Raw genomic sequence first — 13,321 nt, 5'->3', positions numbered from 1 at the left:
TTCTCTTTTCTATCCCCTTTTGCTCCCCTAGCCCAGGAGATAGCCTAGTCGCCAATCGTGATCTGCCCGATCATACCCGCTTCGGCATGGCCGGGAATGGTGCAAACCAGAGAGTAAACCCCAGATTTCAAAGGAATAAATTGCCACTCCACCGCCGCGCCTGGCTTCAGCTCCAGTTCTCGGATCTGGCCCTTGATTTCCACACCGGCCACTTCCAACTTGCGAGTCCAAACGGCATCGGCAAAATCTTTGGCACTGAAATAGTGCTTCAACTGGCTGGGGTTGCTCAAGTGCAAACGATAGAGGTTGCCGTTGCGAAAAAAGAGCTCTTTGGGCACAAAGACCAACTGGTTGTCGGCAGTACCTAACTCGACAGCTTTGTCCTGGGGCGTTTGCCGCGACAGATCTCGCGCCCATGCCGGATGCGGGATCCCGACGAACCCAATCCACAGACAGAGGCCCAAAATGAGGAAGTGACGCAGCCCACTCCACATGGCGACACCCTGAAAACTTAGCTTGGAAACCCAAGATAGCAGCTCAAGTGGGGGTCAGGGGAGCGGCACTTTCATAGAGCCGCACAGTCGGAGCTGCCTCGCCGGCTTCCCGCTGTTCCATCGCCACAGCGGCAACATAGCCCTCGGCAACCGGCAGAGGCAGGGTCAGCCAACAGGGATCCCCGGCCCCGATCCTGGCTCCAGCCAGCCCCACGCCCATGGCTTTCAGGAGAGCTTCTTTCTGCGTCCACAGCTCCAAGAAAACCCTCTCCCGCTCTGCTGGTGGACAGATCCATAGGCGGGCCTGGTCGGCGGCGGAAAAATAGCGCTGGGCAATGCGCTGCCAGCGGGGCACGGGCCGGATCCGCTCTAGGTCCACGCCAATTCGACGCTGCAACGTCAAGCCAACCAGGATCCACTCGTGGGAGTGGCTGAGGTTGAACTGCAGCGGTAGGGGTGGATCCGGCCAATAGGGCTTGCCGGCAGTGGTGTAGCCGAGGGGGATCGCGTGGGGAGGGAGGCCGCTGTAGCGGCCAAGCAGGGTTCGCAATAGCAAACGACCACCCAGAAAGCGACGCCGAGCCTCCAGCCGCTGTAAACGCTCCGCGCGCTGCCGTTCCTCCTGAGAAAGAAGATCAAGCTGAGAGAGCAACTCCGCCAGCGGCGGCAAGACTTGGAGCCACAAGTGCACCTCCGACTTCGCCAGCAACAGTTGCAGGGATCCCGCCGGGGAAGCTGCCATCTCGCCGAAGTTGGGTATGGACAGTCCTAGAGAATAAGGATGCGGTAACATGACCTTGAATTGGTGGGGTTGGCAACACCACCTAGACAGTACACCCCTCCCTGCAGGCGCTCGCGAGGCCCGGTTTGACCTGATGTCCTCTTTCCACTATCCACCCCGCCCAGACCGTGTCCGCGCCGCTCGTCAGCAGGCCATTCGCCAGGGGATCCTTTGGCTGTTGTTGGGATTCACGGCTGTGTTGGCGGGCTCCGCCGGCGCCTTCTTGGCTGTGATGTTGCCCCGTCCGGTGATCCCCACTTCCCTCACTCCCGGCGAACAAGAAGCCTTCCGTCCGGATGCTTTGCGGGCGGCAGCTCTGGATCGCTCGTTGCATATTCTCATTCTCGGCACCGACAACCCGGATCCCGCCCTGCCCTTGTCCAGAGAACGGGAGCGTCTCAACACCCGCACCGACACCATTCTCTTGGCCCGCTTCGATCCCCAAGCGCGGCGGATTACCATCCTATCCATCCCCCGCGATACCCGCGTGCGCTTGCCCAGCTTTGGTGTCACCAAGATCAATGCAGCCAACCTGGTGGGTGGACCAGCTCTAACGGCCCAGGTGGTCAGCACCTTGCTGGGCGGGATCCCGATTGACCGCTACGTTCGCCTCAATACCGATGCCCTGGAAGAGCTGATCGATGCGGTGGGCGGTGTGGAAGTCTACGTGCCGGAGCCGATGCACTACGTAGATCACACGCAGCGGCTATTCATCAACCTGGAGCCCGGCTGGCAACGCCTCAACGGCGAACAAGCCCACCACTTTGCCCGCTTTCGCCGCGATCACCTGGGGTTGGGGGATATTGGTCGGGTGCAACGGCAACAGGAACTGCTGCGGGCCCTGAGTCGAGAACTGCTCTCCCCCGCCGTTTGGCCTCGGATCCCGAAGGTTTTGCAGGTCGTCCGCACCCACCTGGATACCAACCTCACCTGGGAAGAGGTTCTGAGCTTGGCCAAGTTTGTCCTCACCTCTGGGGGCGATCGCATCGACCTGGTGCTGTTGCCGGGCCGCTTCAGTCAGCCAGGAGAATTTTCCACCAGCTATTGGCTGCCGGATCCAGCCGCGATCCGACGGGTGGCTGTCTCCCACTTTGGCCTAGAGGCAGAGGTAGCCCGCATTCCGCCGCAACGCCTGCGCATAGCCGTGCAAAATGCTACCGGCAAGCCGGGAATGGCCCGCCGCATGGTGCAAGAACTGGTTAGACAGGGTTATACCCAGGTTTTTGCCGTCGAAGACAGCCCCCAGGTGTTGCCGCAAACAGAGATCCTCGCCCAAAGCGGGGATCGCGAGGGAGCCAAGCAGGTGCGGGCCGCCCTTGGGCTAGGAGAGCTGCGGGTGGAATCCACCGGCGTGCTCAACTCCGACATCACCATTCGCATCGGCCAAGATTGGGCCCAGCAGCTTACCCTCGATATTGACCAGGCGCAGAGTCCGGCCAGAGGGGCTCAGCTCTAGGGCCGGTTCGGTGGCGAGTGCGGATTTCTGGAAACAGTTCGGCTTGTCGGGGCCTCTGTTGCCTCTGTAGATTGGCACTAGCTTGTTTGCGTGCTGAGCCATCTATGACTGTGCTGGAACAGGGATCCATCACCATCCACACCGAGAACATCTTCCCCATCATCAAGCAGTCTCTCTATTCGGATCGGGAGATCTTTTTGCGAGAGCTGATCTCCAACGCCGCCGATGCCATTGCCAAGCTGAAGATGGCCAAACTGGCTGGCGAAGTGGCGGATCCCCCGGAGCCAGAAATCACGATTGCGCTCAACAAAGAGGCCAAGACCCTCTCGGTCAGCGACACTGGCATCGGCATGACTGCCGAAGAGGTGAAAAAATACATCAACCAAGTGGCCTTTTCCAGCGCTGAGGAGTTCCTTCAAAAGTACAAAGGCAAAGACGCAGAACAGGCGATCATCGGCCACTTTGGCCTGGGGTTCTATTCCTCTTTTATGGTGGCGCAGCGGGTGGAGATCGACACCCTTTCCTATCAGCCGGGCAGCACCCCTGTGAAATGGTCTTGCGACGGCAGCCCAACTTTTACCCTTTCCGATTCCCAGCGCTCCGCCATCGGCACCACGGTTACCCTTTACCTCAGCCCGGATAGCGAGGAGTACCTGGAGCCGGGCCGCATCCGCGAATTGGTGCGCAAATACTGCGACTTCATTCCCGTCCCCATTAAACTCAACGGAGAAGTCATTAACCGGCAAAAGCCCCTCTGGAAGATTCCTCCCTCTGAGCTCAAGGATGAGGATTACCTAGAGTTTTACCGCTACCTCTATCCCTTCCAAGAGGATCCCCACTTCTGGGTACACATCAACACAGATTACCCCTTCATCGTGCAAGGGATCCTCTACTTCCCCAAGCTGCGGCCTGATATCGATCCCACTAAGGGTCAGGTCAAGCTGTATTGCAACCAAGTTTTTGTCCAGGATAACTGCGAAGAAGTCATTCCCAAATTCCTCCTGCCTCTGCGCGGCGCCATCGACAGCCCAGACATTCCCCTCAACGTCTCCCGCAGTTTTTTACAAAATGACCGTACCGTCAGGCGCATTGGGGATCACGTGGCCAAAAAGGTGGCGGATCGCCTCAACGAGCTCTACAAAGAAGACTACGAAAAATATGTCAAGGTCTGGCCGGATATCAGCCTCTTCATGAAATTTGGGGCGATGAACAACGACAAGTTCTTCGCCCAGATTAAAGACATTCTCATCTTCCGATTGGCCGGATCCCCTGCCGATAAACCTGAGTACGTGACCCTCAAAGAGTACCTGGAGCGCACGCGGGAGAAACAGAATAAGCGGGTTTACTACGCCACCGACGAGGCAGCCCAGAGCGCCTATATCGACCTGCACCGCTCCCAAGGACTAGAAGTCATTATGCTGGATAGCTGGATCGACAGCCACTTCAGCAGCTTCCTGGAGCGGGAGTATCGGGAAGAAGGGATCCAATTTAAGCGGGTGGATTCCGAGCTGGACGAGACGCTGATCCAAAAAGACAAAGCTGCCGAGCTCGTCGACCCGGTAACACAAAAAACCCGCAGCGAAAAGCTGGTGGATCTCTTTCGTCAGGCTTTGGGCAAAGAGAAGCTGCAGATCAAAGCCGAGGCCCTCAAGTCGGAGTCGGTTCCGGCTATGATCCTGCTGCCGGAGGCGCTGCGGCGCCTGCAGGAGCTTAATGCCATCCTGCAACAGAAGCCAATGGAGTTTTTGGAAGAGCACACGCTGGTGCTCAACACCGCCCACCCCTTGATCCAAAACCTGCAGGCTCTGGCCGAGGAGGGGCGGGATCCGGAGCTGGTCAACCTCATCTGCAACCACATCTACGATCTGGCGCTGATTACCCAGAAAAGCTTTGACCCGGCAGCCGCACGGGCCTTTGTGCAGCGTTCCAACGAGGTGCTCACCCGTTTAACCCGCCGTCAGTAGGCGGCACCCTCCAGAGTTACCCCCGGCTGCAGGGCTTCCGCTCCACCGGGCAGAGAGGGGCGGGAGGCCGCCCCATTGCTGGCAGCCCTGTCGCTCCCTTGCAAGAGGGGAGCTACTTGGCGCATCAGGGTGGCCATCTCCAGAGCGCTCATGGCGTATTCCCAGCCTTTGTTGTTCTTGATCCCAGCCCGCTCCAGCGCCTGCTGTAGGGTATCGGCGGTGAGGATCCCGAAGATGACCGGCACGCCGGTGCGAAAACTGGCTGCCGCGATCCCCTTGGCCACCTCTGCTGCCACATAGTCGAAATGGGGGGTTTGGCCCCGAATGACCGCTCCCAGGCAGATGATGGCATCGTAACGGCGGGACTGCGCCAGTTGGCAGGCCAACATAGGCACCTCAAAGCTGCCGGGCACCCAGTAATAGTCCACCTGCTGGCTCTCCGAGCTGACATCGATGCCATGCCGCTTCAGGGCATCTTGGCACCCCTCCAACAATTTGCCGGCAATCAAATCGTTAAACCGACTGATAACAATGGCCAGACGCAGATCCCCCGTCTGAACAAAATTGCCTTCGTAAACTGCCATCTGCGCTGCTCCGGGAAAAAACCAGGCGCTGCTCCACACCGCACAACCGTGTCTTCCTATCCTAATTTACCCTTCTCCTCCAGATCTGCCCAAAAAGGGGTGGTAGCACCTGGCCTTCGACATTCTCACAGTAGCTAAACGGCTCGCCAGTCCCTCTCCGTCCTCCAGAAGAAGAGCCCGCGGAGACCCGCTCGAGCCGGCGAGCTCTCAGGGAAATCTCGCCAAGGGTCATAGATTGAGTTTTATGATTTAAGAGTAAACCTTTAGTGATCCTTGATTCTCCATGAAGGCCATTACGCTGCACCAGTTGCAAATCTTCGAGGTTGCTGCCCGTCATCTCAGCTTCACCCGTGCCGCTGAGGAGCTTTACCTGACCCAGCCCACGATTTCCATGCAGATCAAGCAATTGAGCAAATCGGTGGGGCTGCCGCTGTTTGAGCAGGTGGGCAAGCGGCTCTATCTCACAGAGGCGGGGCAAGCTTTGTACCAAACTTGTCAAAAAATCTTTGAGCAGTTGAACGAATTTGAGATGACCCTCGCCGACCTGAAGGGGTTAAAACAAGGGCGACTGAGCATTGGTGTGGTCACTACGGCCAAATACTTTATTCCCCGCCTGCTGGGCACGTTTTGTCAGCGGTATCCCGGCATCGATGTATCCCTCAAGGTGCTGAACCGGCAGCAGGTTTTGGAGCGACTCAGCCACAACATGGACGATCTCTATGTGATGGGGATGCCCCCGGAAGATTTGGACGTGGTGGCGCAACCTTTTCTAGAAAATCCCTTGGTGGTGATGGCTCCTATTCACCATCCTTTGGCGGGCCAGAAGCGGATCCCCCTGGCCCGTATTGCTCAAGAGCCCTTCTTGGCCCGCGAGCCCGGCTCCGGCACCCGCATGGCGGTGGAGCGGCTCTTCGACAAACATAACCTCAAGCTCAACATCCGCATGGAGATAGGCAGTGGCGAAGCCATTCGCCAGGGCATTATCGGCGGGCTGGGCATTTCGGTTTTGTCTCAGCATGTGTTGGCTCTGGGAGATTGGCAAAACCATTTGACCATTTTGGATGTGGAAGAGTTTCCCATCCGTGGATTTTGGCATTTGGTCTATTTGCGCTCCAAGCGCCTCTCGGTGGTAGCCAAAGCTTTTGCCGATTTCCTGCTTTCTCAAGTTTCTCAAATAGATCTGGATCTTCCTCCTAAAGAGCCGCGCAGAGCCAACTCAAGTCCCAATCCGGATTGGCTTTCTGGCAAAGGGGATAAATTGCAGCCGCCAGCTCTTGCTGCAACCCCTGGAGGCTCCGAAAATCATGGGTAAAAAAGACCCGTAAAAATGCCAAATAGGCCCGTGCCCAATTGTCTTCGGGATCCAGCTCGACAATCCGCTGAAAATGCCGCTGGGCTGCTTGCGGCCGCAGCAGGGCCACCTCCAGCAACGCCAGCTCGTAGTGGCTTTGGATCTGCCGTTCCCGCCAGCTCTGGGCGGCTGCCCATTGCTCTTCTCCCTCCAGCAGTTGCCGGATCAAAACCCGATCCGGATCGGTGAGGAAAGTTGGATATTGCAACGTCGTCCAGGCGTTGAGGTAGAGGGAGAGCGCCTCCAGATCCCCAATCGCAGCCGCCCTAGCTGCCTGTTGTAGGAGAAAGAGGGGATCTCCAGGGGAGATAAGGGATCCCCCTTTCCCGCTGCGGGATCCCTCCCAGGGCTGACTGAACGACCGACGCCTTCCCTGGGGAGGTTGCCACTCCAGGTGGAGGATTCCTTCTTTGGTTGCCAGCTCTGGCCAGGCCAAGATCTCCTCCACCTGCCAACTGCCGGCGGCGTAGGGCAACAGGCGGTTCTGTCCCACCACCCAGGCCCGCTTGGCCAAGACCTGCCCCTGGGGATCTTCCAGTCGCGCCCAGACGAGGGTTTGCGCCAAGTCCTGGGCTGGCCCCTGCCAGCGCAAGTGCCAGGCTGGGATCCCTTCCTCTGGCAAGACCTGGAGCTCTAGCAGCTCCACCGCCTCTGCCGCAGCGGGCAACTCTTGCAGCACAACCCTGGGCTTGCTGGGGAAGTAGGTGGACAGCCGGCCCACCGCCGGCAGATCAAAATGCTCTTGCTGCCAGTCAGGACTTTTGTCTAGGAGTTGCCGAATTTGCTCCTTAGCTGGACCGTAGGGGCCGACAATTCCTTGCTCCCCTGGCGCATCCACAAACCCATCCAGAAGCGCCAGCTCCACCTCTGGCCAGGGGGTTTGGCCGGCGCCGCGGAAGGTGATGGGCCAGCGCTGTAGGGCCGCCAAGTAGCTGAGAGTTTCCGACGAGATCAGCTCGGTGTTGGGAAGAACGCCTAGGGTGGCGGTCAAACCTGGCTGCACCCGGGATCCAATCCACCGCGTCAGCTCCTGTTGAGGGTGCTGCCCCTGCCAGCGCATCTGGATCCCTTTCCAGAGCGGAGCCACGCCGGGAGCGAGGGGCTGCCCCAGGTTCAAGAGGGCCAGAGCTCCCAGGGCTAGGCTCATGCCCACTCCCCGGCGCAGCGCCCTTTCCCCCCAGCGCTCGCCCAAGTAGCGCCAAAGCTTGGCCAGCCCTCCTGCCGAGAGGATGGCCAGCAGGGGCAACAGCGGCAAAGTAAAGCGCACATCCTTAATGGCTACCAGGGTGTAGAGAAGGTAGCCCCCTCCGTAGAGACCCCAGAGGAGAGCCTCCCGCCGGCTTGGGGATCCCCACAAGCTCAGCAGTGGCAAGGGGCATAGCCAAGGGCCCATCTGCAGGGGCAACCAGCGCAAGTAGGCCGTCCACCAGCACAGGGATCCCGCCGCACAGGTGACGTAGTAGTGGGCGGTGTCGGCATAGGCCCACCCATTGCTGAGCACAAACAGCCAGTTAGCTCCATACCAGGGCCAGCACAAGAGCAGCGTCACCCCCATTCCCAGGGCCAGGTGGGCCAGCCGCAGCGGCCAAGGGATCCTCACCCCCAGCGGAACAGCCAGCAGCGGCGGCAGCAAAAACAGCACCCCCGTCCACTTGGTCAGCAGCACCGCCGCCAGCCCCGCCCCCACCCCCACCGCCCCCCGCCAGGACGGCTCCTCCGCGTAGGCCCACAGCGCCCAAAAAGCCAGCGTCACCGCCACCAGCAGCGGCAGCTCCAGCATGTAGACATGAGCCAAAGCCGTGATCCCCGGATAGAGAAGCACCAACACTGCCGCCAGCCAGCCCACTTCCCAAGAGCGATAGGCCCGCCACCCCAGCCGCTGGGTGGCCAGGGTCAGGATCCCCAGCAACATCAAATTGAGCAACTGCCCATCGGCCCGGCCAAACGGATGCAGCGCTGCCAACGGGATCCCCAACCAATAGGCCAGAGGCGGGTAGCGCTGGTTCAAGTGCAAAAACTGCTGCCACCACAGCCCTTCCCAGCGAAACCGGCTCAGGTGATCCCCAAACGCCTGCGCCTGCAACAGGTGCTGCGCCTCATCCCAGGCCGGCGGCAGGGGATCGCTCCAGTTCCAAACCAGCAGCAGCAGCAGCTCCACCATCCCCAGCCCGGCCCAGACCTGGAGAAAGGGGATCCCTTGCCCCTTTTGGACCTTCCTTCTGGCTACCTCGCCCATAGCCGGCTGGATCCCCTCCCTTTAGCGTTCTGCCCCAGAGCTAAACTCAACCTGGATCCAGCTATCTAAGCTATCCAGAATTCCCCATGACCGTCTCGACCACGGGTTCAGAAGGAGTTTGGATCCTTTCGGATCAACTGCATCCGCAGCAATCTGCCCTGGCCTCCCTCTCAGCCCTCCCCCCCCACCGCGTTCCCGTTCTCCTTGTCGAGTCCCACGCCTGGGCCAGCTCCCGCAACCATCACCAGCAAAAGCTGGTCCTGGTCTGGTCGGCCATGCGCCACTTTGCCCAAGAATTGCAACAGCGCGGCCACCCCGTCACCTATGCGGAAGCCGAAGACTATGCCGAACCCCTGCAAGCCTGGGCTAGGCAACATCGATTGCAACAGATCCGCCTCATGCAGCCCACCGATATTCCCGTCCGGGATGAGGTGGAAAAGCTGAGGTCTGCCCTCCCCTGCCCCCTCCTGGTCTTGGAAAATAACCACTTTCTCTGGACAGCCCGCCAATTTATCGACTGGGCCTCAGGCCGCAAGCGCCTCCTCCTAGAGGACTTCTATCGCCAAGGGCGCAAACGCTTCCGCATCCTCATGGACGGCTCCCAGCCCCTCGGCGGGCGCTGGAACTACGACCGGGAAAACCGGCAGCCTCCCCAACCTGGCCGGCGCTACCCGCCGCCTCTGACGTTTCCCCCCGACGCCATCACGCAGGCGGTGATGGAGAAAGTGCGGCGCCATTACGGCCACCACTTTGGATCCCTGGAAGGCTTTGGCTGGGCCGTCACCCGTGCCCAAGCCCTGCAGGTGCTTGAGGACTTCATCCAGCACCGCCTGCCCCACTTCGGCCCCTGGCAGGACGCTATGCAAGTCGAAGAAGACTTCCTCTACCACTCCCTCCTTTCCCCTTACCTCAACCTAGGGCTCCTCACCCCCCAAGAAGTCATCACCGCTGCCGAGCAGGCCTACCATCGCGGCGGGATCCCTCTCCCCTCTGCCGAAGGCTTCATCCGCCAGATCCTGGGCTGGCGGGAATACATGCGCGGCTTCTACGAATACCAAATGCCCCAGGGCTATGCCCAGACCAACTTTTTTGGCCACTACCGCCCCCTGCCCGACTTTTTTTGGACAGGCGAAACGGACATGGCCTGCCTGCGGCACACCCTGAGGCAAATTCGCCGCCATGGCTATGCCCACCACATCCAGCGCCTAATGGTGCTCAGCAATTTCGCGCTCATCAGCGGTATCCAACCTCAAGCCGTAGAAGCGTGGTTTCACGACGTGTTCATCGACAGCTACGACTGGGTGATGCAGCCCAACGTCATCGGCATGGGCCTCTTTGCCGACGGGGGCATGCTTTCCACCAAACCCTACGCCGCTTCCGCCCAGTACATCCGCAAAATGAGTGACTACTGCCGCCATTGCCGCTACAATCCCAGCGAAAAGGTGGGCGAACGGGCCTGTCCCTTCAATACCTTCTACTGGGATTTCCTGTTGCGCCACCGGCCCCTTTTGCTTCCCTTGGGAAGAATGAAAGGGGTACTGGCCCACCTGGATCGCCTCCAGCCAGAGCAGAGGGCCCAAATCCAAGCGCAAGCCGCTGCTTGGTGGGAGTCCACCCCCAATGCCTAGCTGTCTAGTATTCACTAGAATTGGAGCACCCTCTCTTCACGTGTTACTTGGTTCAAGGAGCCCACGTCATGAAATGTCCCCGCTGCGGCAAGCAAGAAATTCGTGTTTTAGAGTCCCGTTCGGCAGAAGGTGGCCAAAGCGTGCGGCGGCGGCGGGAGTGCATGTCCTGTGGCTATCGCTTCACCACCTATGAGCGCATCGAATTCATGCCCATCATGGTCATTAAACGGGATGGATCCCGAGAGAGTTTTAACCGCAACAAGATCTTGCAGGGGGTGATGCGCGCTTGCCAAAAAACCCAGGTTAGCGTCAAGCAGATGGAGGAGTTGGTCAACGAAATCGAAGAAAAACTGCAACTGGAAGACGTTCAAGAGGTAACTACCCTACGCATTGGCGAGATGGTACTGGAGCGCCTACAGCGCCTGAGCGAAGTTGCCTATGTGCGCTTTGCCTCCGTGTACCGCAAGTTCCAGGGTATAAAAGACTTTGTTACCGAACTGGAACAGTTGGAACGGTTGGAAACCCACCTACGACGAGATCTGGAGCGGCCGTTGCGGAACTCTCCCCCTTCAGAGTCGGAATCCACAGCTTCTCCAGACTGGGTGGGGGGTATTCCCCAACTCCTCGATCAAAACGACACCTCGAGCAATCTCTCGGAGATCCCGAAATAACGCTTGCGGGCGAGAAAAACTGCTAGAAAGGGGCTCCCATCCAAAAAGCTTAGCGGTATGCTTGGGTTAGCAATTGCCGCTTACACTAAGCATAGCGCTAGGCATCCTCGGCCGGTCGGTGTTCAGCGCTACCCCTGGGTGATCCTTGCGGCCTTGTCTGTTCGGGATCCCCGCCTGCCCACCTTCCTCAGCTTTTCATCCTTTCTGACGGATTGATTCAACTTATGCAGTACGACTTTCGCGGTTCTAGCCCCTCTGAAGCTCGCAACGGCAACCCCAATGGCTTGCCCGGCAACAGCAGCTTTCGCGCCCCTGCCTCACTAGAGACCGGGCCGGGGACAGTGCCAATCCAGGTATATCAACAAGTGGCTGAAGAGCTGGAATCTGCCCGTCAGCAGGTGAGCCGCCTCTCCTCCGAAAACCAGCGCCTGCGCGCTCTGCATCAACAATTGTCTGGAGAAATTACTGCCATCGCGCAAGAATTTCAGGGGCAATTGGGCCAGGCCTTGAAGCGCCTACAGCAAATCAGCCTACGGCTTGCTGACACAAGCCAAGCCGCTGCTCTTGAAAGAGAGGCTGCTGCAGCCCCTTTTCGAGGGGATGGCCTGACCTCAGAACATGACCAAGCCTCTCCCTCCTATGATTTTTTGAATCGCCTCAAGCGACGCCAAGCTCGCAGCGAGGTTTCACCCTTCCCTGGCGACGTCTATCCAACTCCCTCTTACTCTGACTTTGCCACCCCCCCCCTTGAGCCCCGATCTCAGCCCTCCACTCTACCCCCCCGTCCCCGTCAAGACACTCCTGCTGAGCCTCCTTACCCCCGTGCCGGCTATCAGATTCCCTCCTTGGAAGAGTTGATGCAGAATATGGGTGGCGAGGTTCATGCCACCAGTGTCTACCAACGGGTGCGCGATCAACATCACGGATCCCAAGGATCCGTTTTGCTTTGGATGGCCGCTGCAGTTCTTTTGGTAGTCGCCTCTTTTGGATTGGGCTTCGTAGCTGTACAACCCTTTTTGCGCAACAACCCATCACCCGCTCCTGTGAAAGCACCCCAATAGTCCCGGAGAAGGAATTCCGTACACCCTCTACACCCATAGAGACTGCAGAGTTACCCCTTGAGATACGCAACAACCCCCCTTGGATTGGGGGGTTGGTGTGGAGAGATGAGCCTGGCACCGAGCTAGGTTACCGGAGGGTCACCCCTCAAGTAGGTTCGCCGCTGATGCGTTTCACGTCCGAGTTCGGGATGGGGTCGGCGTGGTTCCACATCGCCATAGGCACCAGGCAAAGGGAAAAACACCTTGAAAGCTGCACAGCAAGAGAAGGCAGAACACCCCTGCAGTTGGGTCAAGCAGACGGTCTATTAGGACTCCTCGGCTGCATGCATTGCTGCACTTCCACCTAGAGCCTATTACCGGGTCGTCTTCCCGGGACCTTAACAGAGGACTCATCTTGAGGTGGGCTTCCCACTTAGATGCTTTCAGCGGTTATCCACTCCGCACATGGCTACCCAGCGTCTACCGTTGGCACGATAACTGGTACACCAGCGGTGCGTCCCTCCCGGTCCTCTCGTACTAGGGAGAGCTCCTCTCAATCCTCTCGCGCCTGCACCGGATATGGACCGAACTGTCTCACGACGTTCTGAACCCAGCTCACGTACCGCTTTAATGGGCGAACAGCCCAACCCTTGGGACGTACTTCCGCCCCAGGTTGCGATGAGCCGACATCGAGGTGCCAAACCTCCCCGTCGATGTGAACTCTTGGGGGAGATCAGCCTGTTATCCCTAGAGTAACTTTTATCCGTTGAGCGACGGCCCTTCCACTCAGCGCCGTCGGATCACTAAGGCCGACTTTCGTCCCTGCTCGACTTGTAGGTCTTGCAGTCAAGCTCCCTTATGCCTTTGCACTCTACGACTGATTTCCAACCAGTCTGAGGGAACCTTTGCGCGCCTCCGTTACCTTTTAGGAGGCGACCGCCCCAGTCAAACTGCCCACCTGAAACTGTCTTTTCCCCCGCTTCCGGGCGGAAAGTTAGAATTCTAGCCCTGCCAGAGTGGTATCTCACCGGCGACTCCATACCCCCCGCAAGGGGTACTTCCCAGTCTCCCACCTATCCTGCGCAAGCAAGGCCCGAACCCAATTCCAGGCTACAG

The 13,321-nt window shown here is 59.0% G+C and carries 10 protein-coding genes and 2 rRNA genes (1 of these 12 only partly in view); 6 read left to right on the top strand and 6 right to left on the bottom strand.

Annotated elements, in window-relative coordinates:
- Positions 1 to 44: 44 nt before the first annotated feature.
- Together SYN60AY4M2_RS02835 and SYN60AY4M2_RS02830 are read right to left on the bottom strand one after the other, a co-directional pair.
- Positions 45 to 494, bottom strand: coding sequence for a plastocyanin/azurin family copper-binding protein (locus SYN60AY4M2_RS02835; RefSeq protein ID WP_011429953.1), 450 nt, complete (start codon positions 492 to 494; stop codon positions 45 to 47).
- A gap of 43 nt (positions 495 to 537) precedes the next feature.
- Positions 538 to 1,236, bottom strand: a complete 699-nt coding sequence (locus SYN60AY4M2_RS02830) for a 4'-phosphopantetheinyl transferase superfamily protein (protein ID WP_240527694.1) — start codon at positions 1,234 to 1,236, stop codon at positions 538 to 540.
- A gap of 49 nt (positions 1,237 to 1,285) precedes the next feature.
- Between SYN60AY4M2_RS02830 and SYN60AY4M2_RS02825 the strand changes: the two genes are divergently transcribed.
- Complete coding sequence (locus tag SYN60AY4M2_RS02825; RefSeq protein ID WP_240527693.1) at positions 1,286 to 2,731, top strand: LCP family protein; 1,446 nt, start codon at positions 1,286 to 1,288, stop codon at positions 2,729 to 2,731.
- A gap of 104 nt (positions 2,732 to 2,835) precedes the next feature.
- Positions 2,836 to 4,695 carry a molecular chaperone HtpG gene (gene htpG / locus SYN60AY4M2_RS02820; RefSeq protein WP_099812233.1) on the top strand — a complete coding sequence of 620 codons (1,860 nt, stop codon included), beginning with the start codon at positions 2,836 to 2,838 and terminating at the stop codon, positions 4,693 to 4,695.
- Here htpG and ribH read toward each other — a convergent pair.
- Positions 4,689 to 5,279: a 6,7-dimethyl-8-ribityllumazine synthase gene (ribH, locus tag SYN60AY4M2_RS02815; protein ID WP_011429957.1), complete on the bottom strand. Its 591-nt coding sequence runs from the start codon at positions 5,277 to 5,279 to the stop codon at positions 4,689 to 4,691. The two genes, htpG and ribH, sit on opposite strands and share 7 nt — an antisense overlap.
- Before the next feature lie 283 nt (positions 5,280 to 5,562).
- On the opposite strand from ribH, the gene SYN60AY4M2_RS02810 reads away from it, so the two are divergent.
- On the top strand, positions 5,563 to 6,591 hold the full coding sequence (locus SYN60AY4M2_RS02810) for a LysR family transcriptional regulator (RefSeq protein WP_011429958.1): 1,029 nt from the start codon (positions 5,563 to 5,565) through the stop codon (positions 6,589 to 6,591).
- Here the strand turns inward: SYN60AY4M2_RS02810 and SYN60AY4M2_RS13875 are convergent.
- Entirely contained in the window at positions 6,473 to 8,866 is a 2,394-nt protein-coding gene (locus tag SYN60AY4M2_RS13875; RefSeq protein WP_240527692.1) for a hypothetical protein, read from the bottom strand. The two genes, SYN60AY4M2_RS02810 and SYN60AY4M2_RS13875, sit on opposite strands and share 119 nt — an antisense overlap.
- Positions 8,867 to 8,952: 86 nt before the next feature.
- Between SYN60AY4M2_RS13875 and SYN60AY4M2_RS02805 the strand changes: the two genes are divergently transcribed.
- From SYN60AY4M2_RS02805 to SYN60AY4M2_RS02795, 3 genes are all read left to right on the top strand, one after another.
- Positions 8,953 to 10,494 carry a cryptochrome/photolyase family protein gene (locus tag SYN60AY4M2_RS02805; RefSeq protein WP_011429960.1) on the top strand — a complete coding sequence of 514 codons (1,542 nt, stop codon included), beginning with the start codon at positions 8,953 to 8,955 and terminating at the stop codon, positions 10,492 to 10,494.
- A gap of 68 nt (positions 10,495 to 10,562) precedes the next feature.
- A complete protein-coding gene (gene nrdR, locus SYN60AY4M2_RS02800) occupies positions 10,563 to 11,165 on the top strand; it encodes a transcriptional regulator NrdR (RefSeq protein WP_011429961.1) in 603 nt (200 codons plus the stop codon).
- 224 nt (positions 11,166 to 11,389) lie between these two features.
- The gene (locus SYN60AY4M2_RS02795) at positions 11,390 to 12,226 is read left to right on the top strand and encodes a hypothetical protein (RefSeq protein ID WP_240527691.1); all 837 of its coding nucleotides are present in this window, start codon (positions 11,390 to 11,392) and stop codon (positions 12,224 to 12,226) included.
- Between the two features lie 109 nt (positions 12,227 to 12,335).
- Here SYN60AY4M2_RS02795 and rrf read toward each other — a convergent pair.
- Positions 12,336 to 12,453: ribosomal RNA gene (gene rrf, locus SYN60AY4M2_RS02790) — 5S ribosomal RNA — on the bottom strand.
- Positions 12,454 to 12,511: 58 nt separating this feature from the next.
- Positions 12,512 to 13,321, bottom strand: a 23S ribosomal RNA gene (locus SYN60AY4M2_RS02785) (it continues 1,999 nt past the right edge of the window).

It is taken from the genome of Synechococcus sp. 60AY4M2 (assembly GCF_002760375.1).
Lineage (GTDB): Bacteria > Cyanobacteriota > Cyanobacteriia > Thermostichales > Thermostichaceae > Thermostichus.
This window is presented reverse-complemented; position numbering and strand designations above follow the sequence as displayed.

What these genes read in the sequence shown, in the direction of transcription:
- SYN60AY4M2_RS02835 (WP_011429953.1), bottom strand. Translation starts at nt 494, where the DNA reads ATGTGGAGTGGGCTGCGTCACTTCCTCATTTTGGGCCTCTGTCTGTGG.
- SYN60AY4M2_RS02830 (WP_240527694.1), bottom strand. Translation starts at nt 1,236, where the DNA reads ATGGCAGCTTCCCCGGCGGGATCCCTGCAACTGTTGCTGGCGAAGTCG.
- SYN60AY4M2_RS02825 (WP_240527693.1), top strand. Translation starts at nt 1,286, where the DNA reads ATGACCTTGAATTGGTGGGGTTGGCAACACCACCTAGACAGTACACCC.
- htpG (WP_099812233.1), top strand. Translation starts at nt 2,836, where the DNA reads ATGACTGTGCTGGAACAGGGATCCATCACCATCCACACCGAGAACATC.
- ribH (WP_011429957.1), bottom strand. Translation starts at nt 5,279, where the DNA reads ATGGCAGTTTACGAAGGCAATTTTGTTCAGACGGGGGATCTGCGTCTG.
- SYN60AY4M2_RS02810 (WP_011429958.1), top strand. Translation starts at nt 5,563, where the DNA reads ATGAAGGCCATTACGCTGCACCAGTTGCAAATCTTCGAGGTTGCTGCC.
- SYN60AY4M2_RS13875 (WP_240527692.1), bottom strand. Translation starts at nt 8,866, where the DNA reads ATGGGCGAGGTAGCCAGAAGGAAGGTCCAAAAGGGGCAAGGGATCCCC.
- SYN60AY4M2_RS02805 (WP_011429960.1), top strand. Translation starts at nt 8,953, where the DNA reads ATGACCGTCTCGACCACGGGTTCAGAAGGAGTTTGGATCCTTTCGGAT.
- nrdR (WP_011429961.1), top strand. Translation starts at nt 10,563, where the DNA reads ATGAAATGTCCCCGCTGCGGCAAGCAAGAAATTCGTGTTTTAGAGTCC.
- SYN60AY4M2_RS02795 (WP_240527691.1), top strand. Translation starts at nt 11,390, where the DNA reads ATGCAGTACGACTTTCGCGGTTCTAGCCCCTCTGAAGCTCGCAACGGC.